At 67.2% G+C, this 26118-nt stretch carries 24 protein-coding genes; 10 read left to right on the top strand and 14 right to left on the bottom strand.

Annotated features, from left to right (window positions below; genetic code table 11):
* Nucleotides 1-41: 41 nt before the first annotated feature.
* Nucleotides 42-389: a hypothetical protein gene (locus HMPREF9062_RS07675; RefSeq protein WP_156789992.1), complete on the bottom strand. Its 348-nt coding sequence runs from the start codon at nucleotides 387-389 to the stop codon at nucleotides 42-44.
* A gap of 302 nt (nucleotides 390-691) precedes the next feature.
* Here HMPREF9062_RS07675 and HMPREF9062_RS07670 point away from each other — a divergent pair, with 302 nt between their 5' ends.
* Nucleotides 692-1339: an SGNH/GDSL hydrolase family protein gene (locus tag HMPREF9062_RS07670; protein WP_034253946.1), complete on the top strand. Its 648-nt coding sequence runs from the start codon at nucleotides 692-694 to the stop codon at nucleotides 1337-1339.
* Between the two features lie 102 nt (nucleotides 1340-1441).
* Complete coding sequence (locus tag HMPREF9062_RS07665; RefSeq protein WP_034254857.1) at nucleotides 1442-2452, top strand: LacI family DNA-binding transcriptional regulator; 1011 nt, start codon at nucleotides 1442-1444, stop codon at nucleotides 2450-2452.
* 49 nt (nucleotides 2453-2501) lie between these two features.
* On the opposite strand, the gene HMPREF9062_RS07660 is transcribed toward HMPREF9062_RS07665, so the two are convergent.
* The 3 genes from HMPREF9062_RS07660 to HMPREF9062_RS07650 all read right to left on the bottom strand — a co-directional run bounded on the left by HMPREF9062_RS07660 (nucleotide 2502) and on the right by HMPREF9062_RS07650 (nucleotide 6297).
* On the bottom strand, nucleotides 2502-4523 hold the full coding sequence (locus HMPREF9062_RS07660; RefSeq protein ID WP_009749517.1) for a PTS beta-glucoside transporter subunit IIBCA: 2022 nt from the start codon (nucleotides 4521-4523) through the stop codon (nucleotides 2502-2504).
* 269 nt (nucleotides 4524-4792) lie between these two features.
* A complete protein-coding gene (locus HMPREF9062_RS07655) occupies nucleotides 4793-5032 on the bottom strand; it encodes a hypothetical protein (protein ID WP_009749515.1) in 240 nt (79 codons plus the stop codon).
* Entirely contained in the window at nucleotides 5029-6297 is a 1269-nt protein-coding gene (locus HMPREF9062_RS07650; protein WP_009749514.1) for an inorganic phosphate transporter, read from the bottom strand. The genes HMPREF9062_RS07655 and HMPREF9062_RS07650 overlap by 4 nt, the downstream gene beginning before the upstream one ends.
* Before the next feature lie 271 nt (nucleotides 6298-6568).
* Here HMPREF9062_RS07650 and HMPREF9062_RS07645 point away from each other — a divergent pair, with 271 nt between their 5' ends.
* Both HMPREF9062_RS07645 and HMPREF9062_RS07640 read left to right on the top strand, forming a co-directional pair.
* Entirely contained in the window at nucleotides 6569-7936 is a 1368-nt protein-coding gene (locus HMPREF9062_RS07645) for an MFS transporter (RefSeq protein WP_009749513.1), read from the top strand.
* A 36-nt stretch (nucleotides 7937-7972) separates the two neighbouring features.
* Nucleotides 7973-9568 carry an Hsp70 family protein gene (locus HMPREF9062_RS07640; protein ID WP_009749512.1) on the top strand — a complete coding sequence of 532 codons (1596 nt, stop codon included), beginning with the start codon at nucleotides 7973-7975 and terminating at the stop codon, nucleotides 9566-9568.
* An 85-nt stretch (nucleotides 9569-9653) separates the two neighbouring features.
* On the opposite strand, the gene HMPREF9062_RS07635 is transcribed toward HMPREF9062_RS07640, so the two are convergent.
* The 6 genes from HMPREF9062_RS07635 to gndA form a co-directional block, all read right to left on the bottom strand.
* Nucleotides 9654-10589, bottom strand: coding sequence for an aldo/keto reductase (locus HMPREF9062_RS07635; RefSeq protein WP_009749511.1), 936 nt, complete (start codon nucleotides 10587-10589; stop codon nucleotides 9654-9656).
* A gap of 88 nt (nucleotides 10590-10677) precedes the next feature.
* Nucleotides 10678-11199, bottom strand: coding sequence for a MerR family transcriptional regulator (locus tag HMPREF9062_RS07630; protein WP_034254856.1), 522 nt, complete (start codon nucleotides 11197-11199; stop codon nucleotides 10678-10680).
* 351 nt (nucleotides 11200-11550) lie between these two features.
* Nucleotides 11551-12015, bottom strand: coding sequence for a DUF151 domain-containing protein (locus HMPREF9062_RS07625; protein WP_009749509.1), 465 nt, complete (start codon nucleotides 12013-12015; stop codon nucleotides 11551-11553).
* 95 nt (nucleotides 12016-12110) lie between these two features.
* The gene (gene ftsR, locus HMPREF9062_RS07620; RefSeq protein WP_009749508.1) at nucleotides 12111-12872 is read right to left on the bottom strand and encodes a transcriptional regulator FtsR; all 762 of its coding nucleotides are present in this window, start codon (nucleotides 12870-12872) and stop codon (nucleotides 12111-12113) included.
* Nucleotides 12869-13321 (bottom strand): FHA domain-containing protein, encoded by a 453-nt coding sequence (locus HMPREF9062_RS07615; RefSeq protein WP_009749507.1) that lies wholly within the window; start codon nucleotides 13319-13321, stop codon nucleotides 12869-12871. Before HMPREF9062_RS07615 ends, ftsR begins: the two co-directional genes overlap by 4 nt.
* Nucleotides 13322-13655: 334 nt before the next feature.
* The gene (gene gndA / locus HMPREF9062_RS07610) at nucleotides 13656-15131 is read right to left on the bottom strand and encodes an NADP-dependent phosphogluconate dehydrogenase (protein WP_009749506.1); all 1476 of its coding nucleotides are present in this window, start codon (nucleotides 15129-15131) and stop codon (nucleotides 13656-13658) included.
* Nucleotides 15132-15452: 321 nt separating this feature from the next.
* Here gndA and zwf point away from each other — a divergent pair, with 321 nt between their 5' ends.
* The 4 genes from zwf to HMPREF9062_RS07590 all read left to right on the top strand — a co-directional run bounded on the left by zwf (nucleotide 15453) and on the right by HMPREF9062_RS07590 (nucleotide 19645).
* Nucleotides 15453-16949: a glucose-6-phosphate dehydrogenase gene (gene zwf, locus HMPREF9062_RS07605; protein ID WP_253270758.1), complete on the top strand. Its 1497-nt coding sequence runs from the start codon at nucleotides 15453-15455 to the stop codon at nucleotides 16947-16949.
* Nucleotides 16946-17923, top strand: a complete 978-nt coding sequence (locus HMPREF9062_RS07600; RefSeq protein ID WP_009749504.1) for a glucose-6-phosphate dehydrogenase assembly protein OpcA — start codon at nucleotides 16946-16948, stop codon at nucleotides 17921-17923. The genes zwf and HMPREF9062_RS07600 overlap by 4 nt, the downstream gene beginning before the upstream one ends.
* A gap of 246 nt (nucleotides 17924-18169) precedes the next feature.
* The gene (locus HMPREF9062_RS07595; RefSeq protein ID WP_009749503.1) at nucleotides 18170-19168 is read left to right on the top strand and encodes an HNH endonuclease family protein; all 999 of its coding nucleotides are present in this window, start codon (nucleotides 18170-18172) and stop codon (nucleotides 19166-19168) included.
* Between the two features lie 9 nt (nucleotides 19169-19177).
* A complete protein-coding gene (locus HMPREF9062_RS07590) occupies nucleotides 19178-19645 on the top strand; it encodes an RNA-binding S4 domain-containing protein (protein WP_009749502.1) in 468 nt (155 codons plus the stop codon).
* A 31-nt stretch (nucleotides 19646-19676) separates the two neighbouring features.
* Here HMPREF9062_RS07590 and HMPREF9062_RS07585 read toward each other — a convergent pair whose 3' ends face one another.
* Nucleotides 19677-20570 (bottom strand): HAD-IIB family hydrolase, encoded by an 894-nt coding sequence (locus HMPREF9062_RS07585; RefSeq protein ID WP_083820037.1) that lies wholly within the window; start codon nucleotides 20568-20570, stop codon nucleotides 19677-19679.
* A 199-nt stretch (nucleotides 20571-20769) separates the two neighbouring features.
* Here HMPREF9062_RS07585 and HMPREF9062_RS07580 point away from each other — a divergent pair, with 199 nt between their 5' ends.
* A complete protein-coding gene (locus tag HMPREF9062_RS07580) occupies nucleotides 20770-21921 on the top strand; it encodes a cytochrome P450 (RefSeq protein WP_009749500.1) in 1152 nt (383 codons plus the stop codon).
* Entirely contained in the window at nucleotides 21918-22547 is a 630-nt protein-coding gene (locus HMPREF9062_RS07575) for a DNA-3-methyladenine glycosylase I (RefSeq protein ID WP_009749499.1), read from the top strand. Before HMPREF9062_RS07580 ends, HMPREF9062_RS07575 begins: the two co-directional genes overlap by 4 nt.
* Nucleotides 22548-22604: 57 nt before the next feature.
* On the opposite strand, the gene HMPREF9062_RS12915 is transcribed toward HMPREF9062_RS07575, so the two are convergent.
* The 3 genes from HMPREF9062_RS12915 to HMPREF9062_RS07560 form a co-directional block, all read right to left on the bottom strand.
* Nucleotides 22605-22940 carry a hypothetical protein gene (locus HMPREF9062_RS12915; protein WP_034253943.1) on the bottom strand — a complete coding sequence of 112 codons (336 nt, stop codon included), beginning with the start codon at nucleotides 22938-22940 and terminating at the stop codon, nucleotides 22605-22607.
* 201 nt (nucleotides 22941-23141) lie between these two features.
* The gene (locus tag HMPREF9062_RS07565; RefSeq protein ID WP_009749498.1) at nucleotides 23142-24656 is read right to left on the bottom strand and encodes a glycosyltransferase family 2 protein; all 1515 of its coding nucleotides are present in this window, start codon (nucleotides 24654-24656) and stop codon (nucleotides 23142-23144) included.
* A gap of 93 nt (nucleotides 24657-24749) precedes the next feature.
* Complete coding sequence (locus tag HMPREF9062_RS07560; RefSeq protein WP_009749497.1) at nucleotides 24750-26072, bottom strand: UDP-glucose dehydrogenase family protein; 1323 nt, start codon at nucleotides 26070-26072, stop codon at nucleotides 24750-24752.
* Between the last annotated feature and the right edge of the window lie 46 nt (nucleotides 26073-26118).

The following is a 26118-nucleotide window of genomic DNA, read 5'->3' as shown; positions in this document are numbered from 1 at the left end:
CCCACGCGGCGCGACAGGGTGGTCTGAGTGGTCTGAGACGCTCATGGCCGCCGGGCTCCGGCATCGCGCGCCATCCGGCGCGCCGTGATCGTCGCCCACAGCACGCTCGCCGCGACGATCATCGTGAAAGTTCCCAGCGGCCACAGTACGACCGCGACGAGCCCACTGCTCAGCACCACCATCAACAACCCGATAACGAAGACGAACGTCGCCCACGCCATCCCGGCGCGCCACATGGCCTTCATCGCCTCGGCGAGCGAAGGCTCCTCGACGGCGTCGTTCGGGTGCGCGAACATCGATGTTCGCGCACCTGAACCGGTCCTGCCGGCATCGGCATCCAGACCGCTCGGCGCCTCGATCGGTGTCCCGTCGGCGTCGATGTAGGTCACCGATGCCTCGTCTGCCTCGTTCCGCATTGTCATAAATATGACGATAGATGTTCGACCTTCGCCGCGCCCTCGCAGAACCTGTGAGTCCACTGAGATACCGGCTTTGCTGGAAGCCGGATCGAGTCGCCGTCTCCGACCCCGCAGACCCTCCGCACTCAAGAAACTCAAGAACTGGACTCCCCCTCATGACGCTCACACCCCGAAGCGATGCGGAACCAGAGCACGTTTCACTGCTCGCTGACCGACCGCCGCGCGGATGCTCGACACCGTTCGCACCAGCAGCACCGTTCTAAAGTCGGGCCGTGTCTTCTGTTCCCCGTTCACAGCCCTTCCCCACCGCAGTCTTCCTCGGAGACTCGGTCACCACCGGGTGGCAGGCCATTACTCACCCCCGTAACCGGTGGAGCTCTCTGGTCTGCGAGCATCTGCGATGGCGGGAGGTGTCGCTCGCCGCCGACGGTCTGGGCTTCTTCGCCCGCCGTGGCGGGCACCTGCCCGGAGGCGGGCGCTCCCCCTCCTGCTGCGACACCACGTGGCTCGAAACGGTCCTGCGCGCCGAGCCCGATGTCGTGACCGTCTGCCTGGGCCTCAACGACGCGGCCTTCCTACCCTCTCAGCTCGAACTCGTCTCGCAGGCGGTCGACCACGACCTCTCTTTCCTCGCCGCCCGTCTACGAGGGGTTCCCGTCATCGTTGCGCCCTATTTCCCGGCGCTCGGTGTCGGTCCTCGTTTCGGGGTCGTCCGACACCTGGTGCACGAGCGCGCCACGGAGCTCGGGCTGGTCTCAACCGACATCATGAGCACGGCGATCGACGGCGACGAGGGCAAGCTGTCCGTGGACGGCATCCACCCCGACGATGCCGGACATGCTGCCATCGCCCGCACCATGATCGGCTACTACGAGGAATACGTGCCGGCCGTGTGCCGTCGCCGCAGTGCACCGGCATGAGCACCCGCCCCCGCAGGCACGTGTGATGATAGCGTGCAGCACGCGATGCCGTCCCTGGCATAGGCTTGGGCAGCACTTATCCGGCAGCCGGAAGAGATGATGATGAGCGCGCGCCGAGAGCCGACCCTCGCCGACGTTGCCCGGGTTGCGGGTGTCTCCCTGACGACGGTCTCACGTGTGCTCAACAACCGGGGCTACCTGAGCCAAGAGGTCAAGGACCGGGTCGCCGAGGCGATAACCGAGCTCAACTATCGTCCCAACCAGGTCGCACGAGCGCTGCACGGAAAGTCGACGCACACGATCGGCGTCATCGTGCCCACAGTCGCTCTGCCCTTCTTCGGTGAGATGGCGGCCGAGATCGAGAACGCGCTGACCGACCACGGGTACCGCATCCTCGTGTGCAATTCCATGGGGCGGGCCGAGCGGGAGCGAGAGTATCTCGATCTGCTCGTCTCCCACCGTGTGGATGGCATCATCTCCGGCGGTCACAACGAGAATCTATCGGAGTACGGCACCGTGCGTATGCCTCTGGTCACCGTCGACCGGCTCCTGTCCCCCAGGATCCCCAATGTCTGCTGCGACAATGAGAAGGGAGGGCGTCTGGCGACCAGGCACCTGCGCACGCGCGGAGCGCACCGGCCCGCGCTGCTCACTTCCCGCTCGGGTCCCCACAACCGCCGGGAGGCGGGGTACCTCGCCGTACTGCACGACGCCGGGATCGAGCCGGTCGTGAGAACGGTCGACTTCCACACGCCGGATCCTGAGCGGGCCGGACTCACCGAGGCGGCCCTGGATTCCATGCCCGCCGACGTCGATGCCGTGTTCGCCACCGACGACCTGACGGCGGCGGCGGTGCTGGAGTGGGCTCGGGCGCGCGGACGTCGCGTGCCAGAGGATTTCAAGGTCGTCGGCTTCGACGGCACGTCCGCGGTGCGTCGGGCCCTGCCGAATCTCACCACGATCCAACAACCCATCGCCGACCTCGCTGCGCAGGCAGTGGACGTTCTCCTCAGGCAGATCAGCGCCAGCCGCGAGAGCGGTGACCCGCATTCGCCGGAATTCGCCGCTCCCGCCCCCCTGCCTGTCAAACTTCTGGTCGGCGTCACAAGCTGAAACGTCTGGGACGACAGGTCCCGAGCGGTACGGGGGTTCACGCACAGACTCAAGCGGATGCCGGGGGCCGTGCCGCGACCGGTTCGATGGCTTCGACGGTGTAGAGCGCGTCGCCGCGCTCGACGATGCGACCGACGTGCTCGTCGACAATGCCGGCGAAGGAGGCGGCGTTGGACACGACCACGGGCGTCGTCGTCCTGTAGCCCGCCCTCGTGACGGCGGCCCAGTCGACCTCGACGAGCACCTGGCCGCGATGGACTCTCTTCCCTGCTGCGACCCTGGGAGTGAAGTACTTGCCGTCGAGCTCGACGGTATCCATACCGACGTGGATGAGCAGCTCGATACCGCTGGCCGAGCGAAGGCCATAGGCGTGTCCGGTTGGGAAGGCGACGAGCACCTCGCCATCAACCGGGGAGACGACGGGTCCTTCCACCGGATCAATAGCGGCCCCCGGACCGAGCACGCCAGAGGCGAAGGTCCGGTCCCCGACTTCCGACAGAGAGATAGCGGTGCCGTGGATCGGAGCGGTCACGGACAGGTCGGCGCCGGCGTTCCGCGGAAACTCGACCGCACTCGTCGTGCCCGAGTCGAGCTGTGCGTCGGCTTTCGAGACCGCCGTCCCGGCATCATCGACGTCGTCGGTCAGACTGCGGCTTCTGGCTGTGGCGTAGGCGAAGACCCCGACGAAGGCCAGGATGAAGACGAGCCCTTCCAGGGCGAGATACCTCGGGATACTCGTCGGGACTATAGAGACCAGCCCGACGAGGCCGGCGGCCCCCAGTGCCTGGGACCGGACGTCAAGCAGCGCGACGCCCGCGCCGCCAACACCGGCGGCCGCCATGCCTATGAAGAAGGGCCAGCGCAGACGAAGGTTGACGCCGAAGATGGCGGGCTCGGTGATGCCGAAGAGCGCAGACGCTCCGCCTGCGCCGGCCAGCCCTCTCATCCTGGCGTCCGCGGTCTTGAAGAAGACAGCGAGCGCCGCCGCCCCCTGGGCGACGTTCGCCATGGAGGCGATCGGGAAGATGAAGGAGCCCGCTCCCCCGGCCTTGATGCCCTCGATCAGTGGTATCTCGACGGCGGGGAACGACTGGTGCAGACCGGTGACGACGATCGGCGAGTAGGCCAGGCCGAAGAGCGCGCCGCCGATCGGGCCGAGGGCGTTGTAGGTCCAGGCCAGACCGTTAGTGACGCCGTTGGACAGGACGCGAGTGACGGGGCCGACGACGACGAAGGTCAGGAAGCCGGTGGCGAGCATTGTGATGAGCGGGGTCAGCAGGAAGTCCGTCGTGCCTGACAGACGCTTGTGGAGCCGCTTCTCGATCGCCGCGAGGACCCAGGCGACGCACAGCACCGGAATGACCATGGCCTGGTAGCCGATCTTGTCGATCGTCAAACCGAAAAGCCGCCAGATACCGATCGTACCGGCGGTCTGAGCTTGAATGGCGGTATAGGAGCTGGTCAGCGAGCTCGAGACCATGGCCGCCCCCATGGCCGCACCCAGGTAGGCGTTGCCGCCGAAGCGCTTGGCCGCAGAGAAGCCGATGAGGACCGGCAGGAAGGCGAAGGCGGCCGAAGAGATGAGATTGATGAGGTCGGCGTAGTCGGCCAGCCAGGCCCAGCGTTCGGTCAGTGCCGGGGCGTTCTGACCGCCGAAGAGCCCTTCGGCGGTCAGAACGTTGTCGATGGCCATCATGAGACCGCCGGCAATGAGAGCGGGCAGAATGGGGACGAAAACATCCGCGATCGTCTTGATGAAACGGGACAGGGGGTTGCCGCTCCGGGCGGCCTCCTGCTTGACCTTCTCCTTCGAGACCTCTTTGACCCCTCCCGTGGTCACCATCGCGTCGAAGACGCGGTCGACGTCGCCGGGACCGACGATGATCTGAAACATGCCGCCGGCGATGAAGGTGCCTTTGATGACGGGGTCCCTGTCGAAAGCCGCCCGATCGACTCGGTCCATGTCATCGAGGACGAGCCGCAGCCGGGTGGCGCAGTGCGCCGCTGCGTTGATGTTCCCGGCGCCGCCGACGTACGCCAGGACGTCTCTAGCCACTCGGAGATGGTCCATGACCCCCAGGTCTCCTTTCCGGCCTGGGCGCTCAACGGTGAGCTCAAGGGGACGAGCCGCGGGGAAACAGTGGATGAGACCCGGACGTCCAGACGTGCGTCAATCGGCCGTCACGGTACCGTCGTGATCGTGCTCATCGCAAGCATCGTGTCCGGTCATCCGGGCCGTGTCTGCCCGCCGACCACGGACCGGCGCCTGCGAGGCCGGCGCGGTGCAGGCGCTCTGCGAGTCCGGCTCGACGGACTCGTCTCTGCGGCGGCAGCGGCAGCTCAATGATGGGAATAGGGGATGATGAGCCACAGGCCGAACAGGAGGATGCCGATGGCCACGGTCAGGAAGAACCCGGCCGCCAGCTCGGCGGCGTGCAGCCCCTTGACCTCCCCCGCCAGCCGCTTGAGATGGACCTCGTCGAGCATGCGCGCGGCTGCGGCGATGATGGTCAGAATAAAGGCGGTGGCGAGCACGGTCACCACGGTGACCAGTGCGAGAGATGCCCAATCGACGCTCATGCGACGGTCTCCTTCCTCAGCGGAACCGACGTCGTCGTTGCGGTTGTCGCTGCTGTCGTAGAAGTCGTGGCGGCCGTGCCGACAAACTCCTTCTTGACCTCATTGAAGGTCTTAGGCGCCCGCCCGAGCTCGGGGTCGTGCTGCTTTGCCACAACCACGGAATCGGCGTCGTTGACGTTGGAGAAGTCGACCCGGTTGTGCCCGGCCTGGCGGATGATGACCCACGCCCCGACCAGCAGCAGGACGATGACGGCGGCCGTGCCCACGGCGCCGCCCTCGACCGCGATCAAGGAGGTCACGGCCCCCACGATACCGGCGCAGGGAAGCGTGATGAGCCACGCGATCCCCATCTTTCCGAAGGTCCCCCAGGAGACCTTCGCCCCCCGACCCACGCCGGTGCCGAGGATGGAGCCGGTGCAGATGTGGGTGGTCGACAGAGCGAAACCCAGGTGGGAGGAGGCCAGGATGGCTACAGTCGAGGCCGTCTCGGAGGCGAAACCCTGAGGCGGGTCGATGTGGACCAGCCCCTTGCCCATCGTGCGCATGATGCGCCAGCCTCCAGAGTAGGTGCCCAGACCGATGGCCAGGCCTGCAGCGCCGATCACCCACCAGTGCGGCCCTGTGCCCGCCTCCTGGTAGCCGGCGGCGACCAGCACCAGCGTGATGACCCCCATGGTCTTCTGCCCGTCCGAGGTCCCGTGGGCTAGCGCCACCATGGAAGCGGATATCCGCTGCCCGTTGCGGAAGATCGTTTGACCGAAACGATCGGTGGGGCGGGCGATGCGGTAGGCGATCCAGGTGGCCAGGGCCGAAGCCGTCCCCGCCACGCACGGAGCGACCACGGCGGGGAGAATGATTTTGGAGATCACTGTGCCCCAGTGCACGCCCTGGATGCCCGCGGCCATGATGACAGCGCCGATCAACCCGCCGAAGAGCGCGTGCGAGGATGAGGACGGCAGCCCGAAGAGCCACGTGGCCAGGTTCCACAGGATCGCGCCGGCGAGCCCGGCGAAGACCATCTCGGGAGCCGCTTCGATCAGGGCATCGTTGAACATGCCGTGAGAGATCGTTCTGGCGACCTCCGTGGAGAGCATGGCGCCCAGCACGTTGAGCATGGCCGCGACGACGACGGCGCGTCGGGGGGTGAAGGCCCCAGTGGCGACGGAGGTCGCCATCGCGTTGGAGGAGTCGTGGAACCCGTTGGTGAAGTCGAAGACCAGCGCCGTGACGACCACGACGACCACGATGAAAAGAGATGTACTCATACCATTCTCGGTCAGGTGAGCGGATCGGGAGCCCGACCGCGGACGGATGCCGGGCGGGCGCAGAATCCGGACCGCACGGAGACGGCCTGGGATCATTCTTACCCGCGGCCGTCCGCCTCCAACAGGGAGATTCCGACTGTTCACCGACTGTTCATCTGGTGCGTCCGGGGCGCCCGTCCGCTGTCGGGCCGTCATGGAGGACCGTGGGCGGTCAGATGACTCGTGCCGCGTCCAGACCCGTCCCCCAGGGAGATACGAGGATGATGGATGCGTGCCATCGATTCGTCCCCGCTCTTCATCCGCCTTGCCCGCGCGTTATGACGACGCCGGGCCGATCCTGCGGGCGCTGGCCGCGAGCGTCTACGCGCCCACGGCGATTTTCGCGATCGGCTCAGGCGCGGTTCAGCCCGTCCTCGTGTTAGCCGCCATCGACGTCGGAATGTCCCGGTCCGCCGCGGCCTCGGTCGTCGGGTTGCTGGGAGTCGCCGGAGTCATCTCGGCGCCTCTGGCGGGAGGCATCGTCGCCCGGCTGGGCGGCCGGCGGGCGATGGCCCTGGGCACGGCCGTGGCGGTCACAGCGGTCACCGGCATCCTGATCGCGGTGAGCGCCCCGTCGGTCGCGGCGGTGGTCGTCTTCGTCGTCGGTGTCATTCTGCAGGCGGTGGCGGCGAACCTGTGGGCGCTTGCACGGCAGGGCTATGTGGCCGACGCCGTCCCGTCATGGGCTCGGGCCCGAGCACTGTCGTTCCTGGGCGGCATGATGCGTCTGGGTGTGCTCGTCGGCCCGGCGATCGGCTCGCTCGCCATCCTCGTGGCCGGACGTCGCGGGCCCTTCGTCCTTCAGATCCTCATGGCCCTGGGATCGCTGTGGTTCGTGCTGGCGAGGGCTCTGCCCGCCGAAGCGCTCCATCGTGCACGTCACGACGCCGAGACCACGCGGGCGCGGGCTTCCGGCTCCCAAGTCGTCTCGGGTGATGACCGTGCGCAGGGCGGAGCGAATCGCACGCGTACGGACCTGCGGGCGACAGCCGCCGTCGCTGTGGCTATGACGTGCCTCCAGCTGCTGCGGACGAATCGAACCGTGCTCGTGCCCCTGTGGGGCGCGCATCTGGGGCTGAGCGACGCTCTGATCTCGGCCACCTTCGCGGCCGGAGCCCTGCTCGACGTCGCCATGTTCCTGCCCTCGGGCAGATGGATGGACCGTTACGGGCGTCTGGCCGGCATCCTGCCGTCCCTGTTCATCATGGGGGCTTCCCTCGTGGTGATCATCGTGTGGACCTCTCCGGTCGGTTTCGTGGTGGGGACCTGTCTCATGGGCTTCGGCAATGGGTTCGGATCGGGCATCGTCATGACCATGGGGGCCGACCTAGCCCCCGTCGTCGGGCGTGAGCGCTTCCTGGGCTGGTGGCAGGGCATCGGGAACATCGGCGCCGCAGCCGGACCCTTCGTCGTCTCGGCGCTGACCGCGACATTCGGACTGGCTGCCGGCATGTGGGCGACTGCGCTCCTGGGCGTCGGCGGCGGGACGTGGGCGTGGATCGCCATGCCGCGCGCCTACGCTCGCATCGGCATCGACCTGCGCGGGCAGGCGCTCACCGCCGCAGAAGGGCGGGGACGCCTGTCGTATCCTGGATCCTGAGTATGATCCGAGGGTCAGCAACGATAAGGTCACACCATGGCAGCCCGAAGCGGAAGCGCACGCTCTTCCAAGCCCCGAAAGGGCAGTACCCCACCTCTCTCCGCCCTGGACCTCGGCATCGATCTGGGGACGACCAGGACGGTGGTCGCCCGCGCCGACAGGGGCAACTACCCCGTCCTGTCCTTCACCGACACGAACGGAGACTCTCATGACTACTACCCGTCGTTGACGGCGCTGACCGACGACGGTCTGGTGCACGGCTTCCGCGCGCGGCGGGCCGCCCGTCAGGGTGCTCCGCTGCTGCGCAGCCTCAAGCGCACCCTGGCGGCTCCCTCGGTCAGCGCGGCCAGTCCAGTAGCGCTGGGCGACCGTACGCTGGGCGTCGGGGAGGTGCTCGTCTCCTTCCTGACCGATCTGCGTCAGGAACTGGCCGCCTCAGGGGTTCTCGACGGCGCTGACCCGGGTGGCGAGGATGCAAATGTCGTGGTCGCAGTGCCCGCCCATGCCTACGGGGCGCAGCGGCTGCTCACGCTCGACGCCTTCCGGGCGGCGGGCTTCCATGTGACCGCCATGCTCAACGAGCCCAGTGCCGCCGGCTTCGAGTACACCCACCGTAAAGCCTCCACCGTCTCATCCCGGCGCACACGCGTACTCGTCTACGACTTGGGAGGAGGGACCTTCGACACCTCCCTGGTGGACGTCAACGGTGCCGCGCACGAAGTTCTGGCTTCGCGCGGCCTGGGAGATCTCGGCGGCGACGACGTCGACCTCATCCTGGCTCAAATGGCGCTGGCGCGCACGTCCATGAACGAGGCTGACCTGGATACGACCCAGCTCGACGACTTGCTCGACCAGTGCCGCGACGTCAAGGAGGCTTTGGCCCCGCAGTCCCGTCGCATGGTGATCCCCGTGCTCGACACCGACGTGGTGCTGCCCGTGGCCGACCTGTACGAGGCCGTCACCCCCTTGATTCAGCGTTCTGTGGAGATGATGGCGCCTCTGGTCGGGCGTCTTGAGGACGGAGCCCCCGACTTGACCGACATCGCCGGAATCTACCTGGTGGGGGGTGCCTCGGGCCTTCCCCTCGTGCCGAGACTTCTGCGCGAGAGGTTCGGACGGCGCGTTCACCGTTCCCCTTACCCGGGAGCCTCCACTGCCATAGGGCTGGCCATCGCCGCTGACCGCGACGCCGACGTCCGGTTGACCGATCGTCTCTCACGCGGTTTCGGCGTGTTCCGCGAGGCAGATGGCGGGGCACGGACCACCTTCGACGCGATTCTGACTGAGGACTCCGTGCAGAAAGGCGGTGGGATCAGCGCCACCGTGGCCACGCGCCGCTACCGGGTAGTCCACAATGTCGGTCGCTACCGTTTCGTGGAGTGCGCCGGAGTGGATGATGACGGGGAGCCCCGCGGCGAGCTCGCACCCTACAGCAAGGATGTTCTCTTCCCCTTCGACGCCTCCCTGCGTACCGTCGACGACCTCACCTCGGTGCCCGTGACCCGCACGGGCTACGGGCCCGAGGTGGAGGAGCACTACGAAGCCGATGAGACCGGTCTGGTGCGGGTGACCCTGACCGATCTCAGTGACGACTACAGCCGCACCTACGTGCTGGGGCACCGCACCGCCTGAACCGCCTGGGGAATCCACTCCGGAGCGTCCGATCGGTCACCGACGCGGTGTCCCCTCCCCTCAGAGGCGGGGGCATTCCGCTGTCTCAGGCGGCGTCTGATACTCGTGTGAGACGGTCTATCTCCTCCGGCGCGAGATGAAGAGTCAACGCCGTCAGGATGGGATCCAGCTGGTCGGTGGTGCGGGCCGACGCCAGCGGGGCGACAACGCCGGGGCGGTCGCGTAACCATGTCAGCGCGATCGCAGCGGGTTCTGTCGCATGCGCCGCGGCGATCTCACGCAGTACCTCGACGACGGCGAAGCACTCGGGCCGCAGATAGCCGGCCACCATGGATGAACGGGCTGCCGTGACCGTCTGGCTCGGGTGGTACTTGCCGGTCAGGAAGCCTGCTGCCAACGAGAAGTACGGAACGAGTCCCATGCCGTGCGCCGCAGCTACCTCGCCGCGATTCCCGGCACCCTCGACGTCACCGCGGTGAAGGAGATTGTAATGCGGCTGAAGCGCCACGGGCGCCTGGGCCCCCATCGCATCCGCGATGGCACACCACTGCTCAATACGTTCGGGGGTGTAGTTGGACAGTGCCACGTAGCGGGTCTTGCCGGCTGCGCGGAGCTCCTCGAAGACGGCCACGGTCTCCTCTAGGGGCGTGTCCGGATCGTCGAAATGCGCGTAATAGAGGTCGACGTGATCGGTTTTCAGGCGAGTGAGGGACTCGTCCAGGGCCTCTCGCACGTTGTCGGCCGCCAGTCCCGTCCTGTCGGGCTTGGTGGAAACCTTGGTGGCGATGACGACATCATCGCGTCTCCTGCGCAGCCACGAGCCGATGACTGCCTCCGACTCTCCTCCGGCATTGCCGTCCACCCAGGCGGAATAGCCGTCGGCGGTATCGATGAAGGTGCCGCCCGCATCAACATAGGCGTCCAGGATACGGCGCGATGCCGCGTCATCGGCCGTCCAGCCGAAGACGTTGCCTCCTAGTCCCATGCGGCTGACGTCGAGATCCGAGGCCCCCAGTTTCACGATGAATGCCTTCCTGCGAGGAATGGAACGGAGACCTCGAGGCTACGTCACAGCTCCCCACTCGTAAACCGCTCGTCCGTCAGCGGGGTTAGCCGAGCTGACGCCTCTTAGCTGCACGACGTTTGGCCAATTCGTCCTCGACCACGGGGGCCTGACCCGCATGATCGACGGGCAGCTCGGCCAAGGATCCTTCGATTTCATGCCATACGCGTCCCACGGCGATGCCGAAGACGCCCTGACCGCCCTGGACGAGGTCGACGACCTCGTCGGCACTGGTGCACTCATAGACGGAAGCACCATCGCTCATAAGAGTCATGGAGGTCAGGTCCTCCACACCTCGTTCATGAAGGGCCTTGACGGCGGTGCGGATCTGCTGGAGCGAGACGCCCGTGTCAAGCAGGCGTTTGACGATCTTGAGCAGCAGGATGTCTCGAAAAGCGTACAGGCGTTGGGAACCGGAGCCCTTGGCGGCCCTGACGGAGGGTTCGACCAGCCCGGTACGGGCCCAGTAGTCCAGCTGCCGGTAGGTGATGCCGGCGATGCGGCAGGCCACCGGGCCACGGTAGCCGGTGTTGATGTCAAGCTCAGGGAGCGGATCGCCGAACAGCATCCCCTGGCTGCGCTGGGGTACGGGGGCGTGAAGACTGGCTTCGTTCGCGCTCACTGACCTGCTCCTGTCGGAATGGGGACGTGCGTGCTGGACACGTGCCGTGCTGATGGGTCGGATCGGTTCCTCCGACCAGTGACCACGATAGGGCCACCTCCCGCGGGGCTCAATGAAGGGCACGCCGCCATCTCGTGTCGTCGACGCCTCAATCTCAAGGCAAGGTCGAGAATAGTCCGGTCACAGCAGGGTTTCCCGCCTGACGTCAGGGGTCCAGCCTCGACCATCCTCCCCAAATATATGACGTAGTTCACATCATAAGTCACATGAGTCACTCCTGTTTCGCGTGCCGAGTGCTCAACTCGGAGGTGCGCCCTCGTCAGCCGCCACAACAGTCAGCTCCCCCCTCCACCGCGTCAACTGCAGGCGGAGGTCGTCTCCGGCCAGGTCCAGATCTCGCAGCCTCAGAAGCGTCGGACTCGCAACCACCGGCCGATTCAGGCGCTGAGCCACCACCAGCGCCTCACCCGGGGTGCAGAGCACACGGTGCTCCCGCTCGTCCCGGCTGACGACCAGGCAGGCGCGCAGTGCCGCATCGGCGTCGACGTCGAGCTCGGCGGAGCGGATCCTGCCGTCCAACGCCCGACACGTCTGTTCCAGCAGGGCCGTCCAGCTCGGGGACCGCGCCGACCGACCCGCGCTGAGCAGCAAACCCTCGCGGGCGTTGACGGGTACGGCGAGCACTGCGGGGCCGCCATTCTCCACGAGAATGGCGACCAGACCCCTTGAAGGCGCCGTAGAACGGACCCCCACCAGCGTCATAGTGCTCACAGGAGCAATCTACGGGTGCGTCGGGCACCGTGTCCGGGAAACGGAGTCGCCATCTCGGCGGCCCGCACTCGTGCCCTCCCGCTGGCTCACTCCAGCGCCGAGATCGCCTGATGCAGCAGCGCCGAGTGCAGCTCGGCCAGCACGGCGGCGATCTCGGTGGCGGCATCTTCAGCAGCCGTGCTCGAACGCTGCCGCTTGTGCTGAACGGCTGCATCGATGACATCGGCCTCTCGCTCCGCGGCGGTCCGCACCGGACGCAGATTGCGAAGAGGAATGCCGAGCCGGTGAGCGCGCAGTGCCAGGGTCACCGTGCCCAGGGCGCGCGCATCGAAACGGCCACGAGTGTCAGGGGCGACGACACCGATGGAGATCAGCTCCTCGAGCTGGGCCACGGAGGCGCCGGCATGGCGCGCGAGCGAGGCGGCATCCAGGGTCGCCCCTGTCACAGTGCGCCCGTCGGCCGCTACCACACGCGCGATCGGTGACGGCTGAGGCGGAGGGGCCTGAGGGGAGGCATCCAACTCGGCGAGTCGCTGCCGGATGACCGACAGCGGCAGATACTCGTCGCGTTGAGCGGTCAGGGTGTACCGCAGCCGCTCCATGTCGGCCTCGGAATACCGCCGATAACCGTTACCCACCCTGTAGGGGGCGATGAGCCCCTCCCCCTCGAGGTAGCGCACCTTCGACAGAGACAGGGCGGGAAACTCCGTCTTGAGGCGATCAACGACCTCTGAGATCTTCATCTTCGGATCGCGGGAGACGCCCCGTGGCCAGGGCTCGGCATCGTCGTCGTCGACATCGACCGTCTCGTGCTCAACAGGACGGCGGCGCGCGGAGGCAGCGCTCACTGCGCAGCCGCACCCGCGATCGGACCGGGGTGATAGGTCATACGGTACTTGCCGATCTGCACCTCATCACCCAGTCGCAGAGTCGCCTGCTCGACGCGCTGGCGATTGACATAGGTGCCGTTGAGCGATCCCGAGTCGCGCACAGCGAAACCGCCCTCCGGTAGAGCGACGAAGATCGCGTGCTTACGCGAGACGGTGACGTCGTCGAGGAAGATATCGGCACGCGGATGCCGGCCCACGGTCGTCTCGGCCGCATCGAGCAGAAAACGCGCACCGGTGGTCGGTCCCTGCTGAACCAGAAGAAGAGCCGTCCCGGCGGGCAGCGCGTTGATCGCAGCACGGTCCTGCTGGGACAGCCCGATGAGCGGGCCGGCGGACTCCGTATTGAAGTCCATAGCTCCGAAGGACTGGGTCGTGCTGGGGTCCGGCTCGATCGGCGTGCTCGACATCTGTTCCCCTCGGGTCGGGCGGCGCGGGTCGCGCCGGTGTGGTCACACCATACCGTTGCCGTGCGCACCACTGGCAACGTCACCGCAGTCGCGTACGCTCACAGCGCGCTCCCGGTCGTGTTACCCGCTGATTGGGGCCCGGCAAGAAGCCCGGCGAACCGGGGCGGCCCGCCGGCCGAGTCCCGACCTGCGCGAGCCTCCGGGTTCGGCTCGCAGCCGGAAGAAATCCCACCACGATGCGCGGGCGATCAGCGCTCGAGCGTTCAGTCTCCTCAAGCCGTGCGAACACCGTTCACATCACAACCACCACCGCGAGTCGTCATCCAGATTGGGATCAGTCCCACTTCTCCTCAGGGCGACCGTCCTGCGCCCACAGCACGTGGTACACGCCCCGCGGATCGTCAGTACGGTGGTAAGTGTGGGAGCCGAAGAAGTCGCGCTGCCCCTGGATGAGGGCTGCCGGCAGCCTCGGAGCGCGCAATTGATCGACGTAGGCCAGTGAGGAGGCGAAGGCCGGAGCCGGAACACCGGCCAGTGCGGAGGTCGCCACGACCTTGCGCCAGGAGGGCAGAGCGGTCTCCAGGGCTCGAGTGAAGACGGGGGCCGTCAGCAGGCTGGCGAGTCCCGGATCCTCCTGATAAGCGCGGGTGATGTCGTCTAGGAAGCGGGCGCGGATGATGCATCCGCCACGCCAGATGCGCGCCATGGCGCCCAGGTCCACATTCCAATCATTCTTGGTGCTGGCGGTGGAGATCTCGTCGAAGCCCTGGGCGTAAGCGGCAATCTTCGAACCGTAGAGGGCCTGCTTGACCGACTCGATGAAGGCCGTGCGGTCCTCATCGGACTTGAAACCACTCCCCCCGGCCCCGGCGTTCATGTCCGCGCCGCGCACCGCGGCGCGGATCGCCGTCGAAGAGGAGGCGGCTCGTGCGAAGGTCGCTTCAGCGATCGCGGGAACCGCCACCCCGAGTTCGAGAGCGGTCTGGGTGGCCCACACCCCGGTGCCCTTCTGTCCGGCGGCGTCGAGGACGACGTCGACGAAGGGCTCGTCGGTCGCCGGATCAACGCGGTCGAGAACCTCGGCGGTGATGTCAACCAGGTAGGAATCGAGCTCAGAGTCCTTCCAGGAGCGGAACACCCCGGCGATGAGCGGCACGCTCAGCCCCGCTACATGGCGCAGCAGGTCGTAGGCCTCGGCGATGAGCTGCATGTCGGCGTACTCAATGCCGTTGTGAACCATCTTGACAAAGTGGCCGGCGCCGTCGGAGCCCACATACGTGCAGCACGGGGAGCCGTCGACATGAGCGGAGATGGATTCGAGCATCGGGCCGAGCCGATCGTAGGACTCCGCGGTACCGCCGGGCATGATCGAGGGCCCGAGCAGGGCCCCCTCCTCCCCGCCGGACACGCCCATGCCCACGAAATGGATGCCGGTATCCTTCAGAACCGCCTGTCGACGCTGAGTGTCTTTGTAGAAGGTGTTGCCGGCGTCGACGATGATGTCTCCGGGCCCGAGGAGTTCACGGAGCTGGTCGATGACCGCCTCGGTAGCGGCGCCCGCCTGGACCATGATGATGACGACGCGCGGGCGCCGCAGTGAAGCCACGAAGTCGGTCAGCCGCGCCGCGGGCACGAAGTCGCCCTCATCAGCGTAGCGGGCCATGAGATGTTCGGTGCGAGCGAGAGTGCGGTTGAACACGGCTACGTCGTGTCCGTGCCGGGCCAGGTTACGAGCCAGGTTCGTGCCCATCACTCCCAGACCGTAGACGCCGATGTCAGCAACGGAGGGGGGCGGAGTGAAATCGCTCATGTGTTGCCTTCCTGCCCGCGTCGAAAGCGGCGGGCGAGTGGTGGGTGCGCCAGCGGCGCCTGATAAGAGAGCTTATCGCGACGGTCTCCGAGCTCGAAGACGTCGGGCGGCCCGCGCCGGAGAAGACGGCGTTTGCCCACAGCCGCGACTCGGTTCCTATGCGGTCCCGACACGTCTACTACAGTGAGTGAGGTGGACGTCCCACCCGAGCCGTGCACCACTGGAGGAAAGATACCCGTGGACGATTCTTCGACGTCGGCCTCCGGTCGCGGCGCGCCGGTCGGCGGACCCAACCCCCTGCTGGACCCTCGCGACCTGCGCATGCCCCGTATCGCTGATCCGTGCGTGCTCGTCATGTTTGGCATCACCGGTGATCTGGCGCGCCACAAGCTACTGCCGGCCATCTACGATCTGGCCAACCGCGGCCTGCTCTCGCCCAGTTTCTCCCTGGTGGGGGTGGGACGCCGTTCATGGGACGACGACGATCTGCGCGACTACGTGGGCAAAACGGCTCGTGCGGGTGCCCGCACCCCGTGGCATCAGGCTATCTGGGACCAGCTGGCCGCGGGCATGCGCTTCGTGGAGTTCTCCTCCTTCGAGGACGGTGCCGCCTACTCCCGGCTGACCGATGTCGTGACGGATCTGGACGCCACGCGCGGGACCAGCGGCAATCGAGCCTTCTACCTGTCGATCCCGCCGGGCTGGTTCCCGGCGGTCACCGAACGCATCGCGGCCTCCGGACTGGTCGACGAGGCGCCGGGCTCGTGGCGGCGCGTGATCATCGAGAAGCCCTTCGGCCACGACCGGGCCAGCGCCGCCGAACTCGACTCCCTCGTGTCACGAATCGTGCGTGCTGACGACGTCTTCCGCGTTGACCACTATCTGGGCAAAGAGACGGTCCAGAACATCCTGGCGCTGCGCTTCGCCAACACCATGTTCGAACCGCTGTGGAACCAGAGCTACGTCGACCACGTTCAGATCACCATGGCCGAGGACATCGGCATCGGCACCCGCGCGGGCTATTACGACACCATCGGCTCGGCCCGCGACGTCATCCAGAACCACTTGCTCCAGCTCCTGGCGCTGACCGCCATGGAGGAACCGACGTCGCTGACGGCTCCGGCCGTGCGCGCCGAGAAGGAGAAGGTCCTGGCCTCTGTGCGCCTGGAGCGCCACGGCGTCCTCGACTTGGACGCGACGACGGCCCGCGGTCGCTACGACGCCGGATTCCAAGGCGGCCTCCCCGTCAAGGGCTACCTGGAAGAGGACGGAGTCTCCTCCGACTCGCGCACAGAGACCTTCGCAGCCGTGCGTCTGGAGATCGCCAATCGGCGTTGGGCGAGCGTGCCTTTTTACCTGCGCACCGGCAAGCGTCTGACCCGGCGTGTGACTGAGGTCGCCGTCGTCTTCAAACGGCCGCCTTTCCTGCCCTTCGACGACGCGGCCACCGCGGGCGTGGGCGCCAATGCAGTCATCTTGCGGATTCAGCCCGACGAAGGCGTCACCATGCGTCTGGCGTCCAAGGTCCCAGGCGCGCACATGGAGTTGCGCGACGTGACCATGGATTTCGGCTACGGAGGCGCGTTCAACGAGGACTCCCCCGAGGCCTACGAACGGCTGATTCTCGACGCCCTGCTCGGTGACGCTCCGTTGTTCCCTCATCAACGGGAGGTCGACCTGTCCTGGCGGATCCTGGATCCCGTGATCGAGCACTGGGCCGCGTCCGGGGCACCCGCCGGATATCGGCCCGGATCGTGGGGACCTGGGACCGCTCATCAGCTCATCGCCCGCGACGGCCGCACCTGGAGGCGCTCATGATCACCACCCTGACCGCCACGACCACCGACCACATCGTCGCCGCGCTGCTCGCCGAGGAAGGGAGTCTGGGCGGCTCCCACGTGCTGACGCTCATCATCGATACCGACCCCGCTGGTCTCGAGGACGCCCTGGAGGCGGCACACGGTGCGAGCCGGGACCACCCGTGCCGCATTATCGCGGTGGTCCGCCCCGACGTGGGCGACGACGCGACAACCGGGCCCCGCGACGGGCACGTCACCTCCGACGTGGGGCACCTGGACGCCGAGATCCGAGTCGGTCACGATGCCGGGGCCGGTCAAACGCTGGTCCTGCACCCGTGGGGCGAGGCCGTCGAGCACATCGACACGCTCGTGGTGCCCTTCCTGCTGCCCGACGTCCCGGTGGTGACCTGGTGGCCGACGACTCCGCCCGACGTCCCGGCGGAGAGCCCCCTGGGACGCCTGGCCTCCACCCGCATCACCAACACCCCCGCGCTGGACGACCCGGTGACGGCCCTCAGAGCGCTGGCACCGTCCTTCACCCGTGGCGACATCGACCTGGCCTGGACGAGAATCACGCTGTGGAGGGCCATGGTCGCCTCGACCCTCGATTCGGTCCTGCGCGAGGGAGCAGTACGTAGCATCGTCATCGCCGGTGAGCCCGAGAACGCCTCCATGGCTCTGATGGTCCAATGGCTGGCCGTGCGCACCGGCGTACCGGTGGCCCATGTCGACGTCCCCGGATTCAGCGGTATCGCCTCGATCACCGTGACCACGCCCGACGGCGAGATCATCATTACCCGCAAAGACCAGGAACGCGTCGCCATCACCCGTCCCGGGGGCGGTGAGCCGCAGATCGTCACCATGCCCAGGCGCGAGCCGATCACGACCATGAATGAGGAGCTGCGCCGACTCACCCCCGATCTTGTCTTCGAGGAGGTTCTGGCGTCCTTCATCGCGCAGAACTGCCCCGCTCGCGAAGAAGTCTTCTGGTGAAAGCCTTCGACCACGCATGATCGAGACCACCGGCTCCGGGGATCGGAGGCGGGAAGCCGGTAGCGACGCCTGATCAGCCGCTGCCCGGAGTGGCACGTCGGCTGCGCGCAGCTGCTGGGCCCGCAGGAGCCGCCGGTGGGCTGTGGACGAACCCAGTCAGACTGCTGCGCACCGCGTAACTTAAGACTATGACAACCCAGCCGCTCGGCCTGCCCGTCCCGACTTCCTCCGCCGTCGCCTTCTGACATGCTCACGTCGATGCCGTACCTGCTGCGTATCACCGCAGCCATCGCCCTCGTGGCGGCGCCGAGCGCGACGAGTCCCGTCTCGTCCGGCGACTGGGATGCCCGCGGCGACCTGGTTCTGAGTCCGGCCGACGCCCTAAGCGCCCTCGACTCCCTTCCACCGGATGCCCCGGCCGCCGCCTCCTGGAGCGAGGGCGGGGCGCGCACGGGCTGGTTCGGCGAGGCATGGGAGGACGTTGACGGTGACGGCTGCGATACTCGCAACGAGATTCTCGCCCGGGACCTGACCGACGTGGACTACTCGCGGGCCGAGGGCGTGCAGGACCGTGGCCAGGGCGTTGGACAGGGGGCGTCCTCGTGCCCCGACGCCACGGTGTGGTTCGGCACGCTTCGCGATCCCTACACGGGCTCCACCATCGCCTTCCAGCGCGGGAAGGGCACCTCCGAAGCGGTTCAGATCGACCACGTGATCCCTCTGAATTACCTCTACGCGCATGGAGCCTGGGCCTGGGACGATCGCACGCGTCTGCTGGTGGCGAACGACCCTCTCAACCTGCTCGCGGTCGATGGCAAGGCCAACCAGGACAAGTCGGCCTGCGGGCCCGCGACCTGTCCGGCGGGCTCGAGCGAGACCGACTCCTGGGACACCGAGACGGGCCGGGGTTGGTGGCCTCCCGATGATTCCTACCGGTGCGCCTATGCCGCCCGTTTCGTCTCGGTGGCCTCCGCCTACGAACTGGGACTTCCGCAGGCCGATGTCGACGCGCTGCGCGCGGTCCTGTCAGACTGCGCAGCTGGGGGCGATGGAGCTCCCTCTGCCCTGGAACGCGTCACCGGTACCGCTTACAGCACCGCCGAGGCCCTCCACGGCAATCCGGTCTACAGGCTGGTGGCGCTCGTCGGATTGGCCCTGATTGGATCGGGTCTCGCCGCCCGGGGCAGGCGCGCCCTATCGGCGGGGCATCGTGCCGGGCGGTCGGGCATGAGCCGTCGCCGCTAGAATCGGGCCATGATGAGCAGCAGGCGGACGCGAGAGGGGCGGGCGCACACCACAGCCGAGCCCGCCGACCCCGCTTCGGCGAGGGTCGATGTGTGGCTGTGGAGCATACGCCAAGCCAAAACCCGCTCCGCAGCGACGACCGCGTGCCGCGCCGGGCACGTTCGCGTCAACGACGAGCCCGCCAAGCCCTCCCAGCGCGTCAGGATCGGCGACGAGGTCCGCTACCGGGTCCATGGATTCGACCGGCGTTTCATCGTCTCCCGGATCCTAGTCAAGCGTGTCGGGGCGCCGATCGCGCAAACCGCCTACGCCGACGTTTCGGCGCCGCGTCCCTCCCCCATGGACGTCCCCGCCGCCGTCATCCGCGATCGCGGCGCAGGCCGCCCCACGAAGAAGGAGCGTCGTCAGCTCGAGGCTCTGCGCACCACGTCGGGCGAGATCGACATCGAGCACATCCTCGATGACGACCGTCCCTGACGACCGCTCACTGGAACTCGCGCACCGTCGCTCAGCGCCGCAAACGGTTCAAGAGCATCTCAATGGTGCGCAGCACTCCGTCCTCGGTGTTGGCCGGAGCGGTGCAGCGAGCACGGGCCAGGATGGCGGGATGGGCATTGGCCACAGCGAAGGACAGCTCGGCGTGGTCGTAGAGTTCGGCGTCGTTGAGGTAATCACCAAAGACGGCGGTCTGCGCCGCGCTGATTCCGAGTCGCTCCTGGACGGCCTTCAGGGCTCGCCCCTTGGAAGCGGTCCGCGCCATCATGTCGACCCAGTGCGCGCCCGAAACTACGGTCTGCACACCGGGAACGGCGGTCGACAACGGCCGGTGGCACTCGAACTCGGCATCGCCGAAAGTGTAGACGGCGATCTTGAGGACGTCGTCCAGGGCGAGCTCGAGCACGTCATCGACCGTCTCGAGCTCCTCGTAGTATCGGGCGCACTGGTCGACGAAACGCTTGTCGGTGCGGTCGATGTAAGCTCGGTCCCGTGTGGCGACGACGGCGCCGACGTCGGCCCCGTGCTCGCGCAGAGTGCGCGTCACGCGCACCGCCGTGGCGGCTTCGACGCGGGTGACGGTCTGCCGGTAGAGCTCGTCGCCGCCCTGGATGACGATCGTGCCGTTCTCGGCGATAATCGGACTGTCGGTGATCGCAGCTCCCAGCGTGGCGCGGAGGTTGGCGAGCTGACGGCCCGAGGCGGGCGCGAAGATGACACCGTGCCTTCGCATGCGGACCACGACGGACTCCAGGCGGGGCGGGACGCGTCCTTCGCCGTCGAGCAAAGTGCCGTCCATGTCGGCGACCACGAGTCTTAGGTCAATGTCATCCGGAAGACGATCGAGCGGGGCATCGAGCGCGGTGCGGCCAGCGGAAGCGGCCGAGGAAGATGAAGGAGTCGTCATGGTCGCGATTCTCGCAGCTCGTCGCGGCCACTCATCTGCAGCGCCCGGAGAGTCGGAGATCCCCTCCGATAGTCGAGTGCGCGCCTCGGCTCGAGGCGAATAAGACGCAAGACCGCGCGCTGAAGCGGGCGCGACGTACTCTTAAGGCGGCCCGCGAGCGGGCCGCCCGATCCGCAGAGCATTGAATGAGCCACGTTATATGTCCGACACGACCCGCCGCTCCGCCCGGCGCATCTGCGCCTGCGATGCCGCGTATTCGCAAGGTTCCACTCAGGCCCGGGCCCCGGCCACCGATCCGGCCGGCAGACCCGCGGTCCGCTCGCATACGGAGGCCGTCGCCGTGGCCTCGGACACAACGCTGTTCTCCAGCCGGGTCTCCCGCTTCCTGCAGGTCCCCAACGGATTGGACGGCGAGGAGCACCGCATGATGCGCGGCCTGCTCGCTCCCTTCTTCTCCCCCGCCGCCCTGAAGGAGCTTCAGCCCCGGCTCGAGAAGACGGCCGCCCGACTCATCGAGACTCGCCGGCCCGAGCGCGCCCTGTGCGCGGTGCACGAGCTCGGATCGCTCTATGCGGTGCACGCCCAGTCGACCTGGCTGGGGTGGTGTCCCGAGATCGAGGACGAGCTCGTCGAATGGGTGGAGGCGAATCACGAGGCGACGCGCTCGGGCGCGCTCGAGCGCACCCGGGAGGTCGCCCGGTGGTTCGATCGCATCATGCGAGACCTGATCGCTCAGCGCCGTCAGACGGACGTCGCCCACGACGTCACGTGGAGACTGACACGGCTACGGCGTCCGAACGGCACGCCCGTCAGCGACGACGAGATCGTCTCGATCCTGCGCAACTGGACCGGTGGCGACCTCAGTTCACTGGCGCTGTGCACGGGTGTCCTGCTTCACTGGCTCATCGAGCACCCCGAGCACCAGGCGGCGTGGCCCTCTTTGGACGATACCGCCTTGGATCGAGCGATTGACGAGGTGCTGCGCATCGACGACCCCTTCACCTTCAGCCGTCGCCTGGTCACGGCCCCGACGACACTGGCCGGCCGCCCAGTGGCGGCGGGCGTCCACGTCGTCATCGACTGGACGAGCGCCAACCGCGATCCTGACGTGTTCGACGACCCGGATGTCTACAATCCTGCGGGCAACGCCGAGCGCAACCTCGTCTACGGGACGGGCCCGCACGCGTGTCCGGGCCGTCCGTTGGCCACCCTGGAGCTACGAGTGCTCTTAAGAGCACTGCTCGCCCGCTTCACCGTGTCTGCAGCGCCCTGCGGTCGGGCTCAACGAGCCGAATGGCCCCTGGGCGGCTGGGAACGGGTACCGATCGTCCTCAACGAACGTCGACCATGAGCGGGATGAACCGCTCGGGGACGCTCTCCCCCGACCTCGTTGTGGGTGATGACGGCCTCGCCCGGCCCGTCTGGGCCGCTTCGGATCCGCTCCTGCGAGAGTACTACGATGCCGAGTGGGGTATGCCGGTGCGCGATGAACGCGGTGTCTTCGAGCGCTTGAGCCTCGAGGCCTTCCAGGCGGGACTGTCATGGGTCACGATCCTGCGCAAGCGGCCGGCCTTCCGGGCAGCCTTCGCGAATTTCGATCCGGACGCCGTTGCCGCTTTCGACGACGGCGATGCGGTCCGGCTGCTCAACGACCCGTCCATCGTGCGCAATCGTGCCAAGATCCTGGCGACACTCGGCAATGCCCGAGCCGCGGTGGCACTGCGCCGCGAGTCCGACACGGGCGGGCTGGCCGGGCTGGTGTGGTCCCACCGGCCCTCTCGTACCCCCGAGCCGCATCTCGCCGCCGATATCCCCACTCACTCGGCGGAATCGGCCGCATTAGCCCGGGATCTCAAACGGCGTGGCTTCCGATTCGTGGGGCCGACAACCTGCTTCTCCCTCATGGAGGCCATCGGCATTATCGACACCCATTTGGTCGGCTCCCACCGCCGCGGCTCCTCGGGAGTGTGGTGCTGAGAGCCATCGACGTTCAGATGGGATCGCGCCTCCCACCGGTACCATCGGCGCATGGTGTCATCGGTGCTCGTTGTGGTAGGCGGTCTGCCGGCAACAGGCAAGACCGCCGTCGCCCGACTGGTCGCCCACGAGATGAGAGCCGCCTTCCTCCGCATCGACACGGTCGAGGACGCGATCTCGCGTAGCGAAGGCCGCTGCGAGCTGATATCCGGGGATGAGGGGTACGTCGTCGGGTACGGGCTCGCCGCCGATCAGCTCGCGCTGGGACTCGATGTCGTCGTGGAATGCGTGAATCCCATCGCAGTCACCCGTGACGCCTGGCTCGCCGTGGGCGACCGGACCCGGGCCCGGGTCGTGGAAGTCGAACTCACCTGCTCCGATAGGAACGAGCATCGCCGTCGTCTCATGACGCGGCAGTTCGATTTCACGGCTCTGACCGCCCCGCGCTGGCGGGATGTCGTCGACCGGGACTACGAACCCTGGAAGCGAGAGCACCTCGTGATCGACACGTGCCTCCTCCAGCCGGACGCCGCCGCGCAGGCCGTCGTCGCCGAGGCCCGCCGTCGGCGCAGCGCGGAGAACAGGAGCCCTGACTCACTGGGTAGTGACCTCGACCTGCTGGCGGGTGTTCCATCCCATCTTGGCACTGGTCACCATGCCCCAGAAACGCAGTGGACGCAGGATCACCGCTGTCCACACCGTCGCCAGCGGGGACAGGAGGAGACAGACGTGGCGTTCGCGGTCGCTGGTGTCCGAGCGCCATACACCGACGTACCGGGAGTTCTGCGCGAGTCCGATGAGAAGCGGAAGGAGGACCACTGCGATGGGGATGCCGTGCTCAGTGGCGAGCGGACGCCAGATAACCAGGTAGAAGAAGACTGATGTCACCACCCACATCTGCATCCACCCGGTGGCCTGCCGCCACCACCCCCAGGAGGCGACCGGCAGGAAGCGAATGCGCCACAGACCGCGGATGAAGGAACCGCGGAACCAGCGCACCTGCTGACGGTAGTGATGACTCCAGCGGTCGGGCATCCACGCGAAGGCGAAGGCCGACGGCTGCTGGACGGTCCTGCCGCTCAGCAGGGCGAAGAGGGTGAGCATGGAATCGTCGGAGAATTCCACGTGCCGACCCAGATAGCTCTCGCTCATGTACGTATCGATGTTCCCCGCCAGCACCTGGTACCGGTAGGCGGCTAGACCGCCAGAGTTGACCAGCACCGAGCCGAGCCGCGACATCGAGGACCGGTCGATGAGCTGCTGACCCACGAAGATCATGTCGGTGACACGGGCCAGCAGGTTCTCCTTGTTGTTGATGGCCAGGATGATGCCGGCGACCGACATGACCCTCGGGTCGCTGAAAGGCTGCACGATCTCGTGGAGAGCCTCGGAATCGAGCATGGAGTCAGAGTCGACGGTCACGAACAGGTCCGCATCACGGATCTGCTGAAAAGCTTGGCTCTGGGCGTGACGCTTGCCCCGGTTGCGAGTCCGCTGCCAGGTGGCGTAAATACCGGCAACCGCTGCGTCCCGGAGGAACCAGTCGCGCTGTTCGGGGTAGGCGCCCTGGCTCGACCCGTCATCGACGACATGGATCTCAGCCGGCGGGGTGCTCTGGTGCAGCAGCGCCCTGAGCATTCGACGCACGACGTCGGGGTCCTCGTTGTACAGCGGGATAAGCACGGCAATGCGGTGGTCGTCACGCTGCCCGATCATGCGTCCCTCGAAACAGGCGAGGACGAGTTGAGCGGCGACGATGATGAAGACGACGTTGAAAGTCCACACGAGCCAGGTATCCAGGGCGTGCCTGTGGCTGACGAGGATGCGCCAGTACAGCCATCCGGCCAGACCGAAGGTGACGAGGACGGCGGGCGAAAGGCCGGTTGTGCCCGCGAGAGCCCTAGGCAGCCCGGTGGCCAGCGCGGCGCGCCGTGCCTCCTCGCGACCGGCCACGGGCGTCCGGGTCGTGGTCAATCGACGAGCTCTGGCGCGACGGACCCGTACCGTTGTGAGGGCGAGGCCGGGCTTGAAGAAGACCTTGACCGCGAGGCAGGCGAGGACGATGAGGAAGCAGACAAGGACAACGAAGAGTCCGAATGACCAAGACATATCGCGGCTTTCAGGGAGTGAGAGCGGGCGCTGCCGGGTGGGAGCACGTGGAAACGGACCGGCCGGTGCCCACGTCAGTGGGCTTTGGGCGAGTCACTGCCTGCCGATCGCAGCGTAGGTGAAGCCCGCCTCGCGCCAGGCCTTCGGATTCAGAGCGTTGCGGCCATCGACGATGTTGCGTCCGTTAACCAGTGTGGCCGCCCAGACGGGGTCGCAATGGGTGTACTGGGTCCACTCCGTCGCCAGGACAATGAGGTCGGCCGCTGTGAGCGCATCCTCGAGGTCGTCGGCGACGTCGTAGGGCAGGTCGACGTCGCGGGCGAGGATCGGGGCGGCGGCGGGGTCTGTGACGACGACCTGAGCGCCCTCATCGACCAGTTCGGAGGCGATGGCCAGGCCCGGCGAGCACCGCATGTCGTCGCTATCGGGCTTGAACGCAGCGCCCAGCACCGCCACGCGCGCCCGGTTCAGGGACCCGCCCAGCATGCTGCGGGCCTTGACCAGGGCGTGGTGGCGGGTCTCCTCGTTGATCTGATCGACTTCGGCCAGGAATTCCAGCGCCTCGCCGACGCCGAGCTCCTCAGCCCGGGCCTGGAAGGCTCGTATATCCTTGGGCAGGCAGCCGCCACCGAAGCCGATCCCGGCGCGCAGGAAACGGTGCCCGATACGGGTGTCCATGCCGATGGCCCGGGCTAGCGACGTGACGTCACCGCCCGCCGCGTCGCAGATGCTCGCCATGGCGTTGATGAAGGAGATCTTCGTGGCGAGGAAGGCGTTCGCGCTGATCTTGACCAGCTCAGCCGTAGGGTAGTCCATGAGCAGACGTGGAATGCCTTCGGCCAGGATAGGGGCGTAGAGCTCGTCCAGTACGGCGCGAGCCCGCTCGGCGCCATCCGGCTCCCCCGGCAGCCCGTAGACCATGCGATCGGGGTGCAGGGTGTCCTCGACGGCGAATCCCTCCCGCAGGAACTCGGGATTCCACACCAGGAGAGCCCCGGTGGAGGCGATGACGGGCTCCAGGCGCGCGGCCGTGCCGACGGGAACCGTCGACTTGCCTGCGACCACCTCGGCGCCGTCGGTGCACCGACCCAGGTGAGGCAGCATCGCCTCGATGGCGGCATGGACATAGGTGAGGTCCGCCGCCCCGCTTGGCCCCTGCGGGGTGCCTACGGTGATGAAGTGCACCTGGGCGCCGCCGATGGTCGCGAAGTCGGTGGTGAAGGTCAGTCGTCCACTGCCAATGTTCCGTTGCAGGATCTCGGTGAAACCCGGCTCGTGGAACGGAGGCCGTCCCTCGGACAGAGCCGCGACCTTGTCCGGATCGACGTCGACGCCCACGACGCGGTGGCCGAGCTCGGCCATGGCCGAGGCGTGGACGGCGCCGAGGTATCCGCAACCAATGACAGTGATGTTCATGCAGTTCAATCCATTCGATGTCAGGGAGTGTCAGGGAAGGCCGAGG

The sequence above is a fragment of the Actinomyces sp. oral taxon 448 str. F0400 genome, from assembly GCF_000220835.1.
Classification (GTDB): Bacteria; Actinomycetota; Actinomycetes; order Actinomycetales; family Actinomycetaceae; genus Actinomyces.
This window is presented reverse-complemented; position numbering and strand designations above follow the sequence as displayed.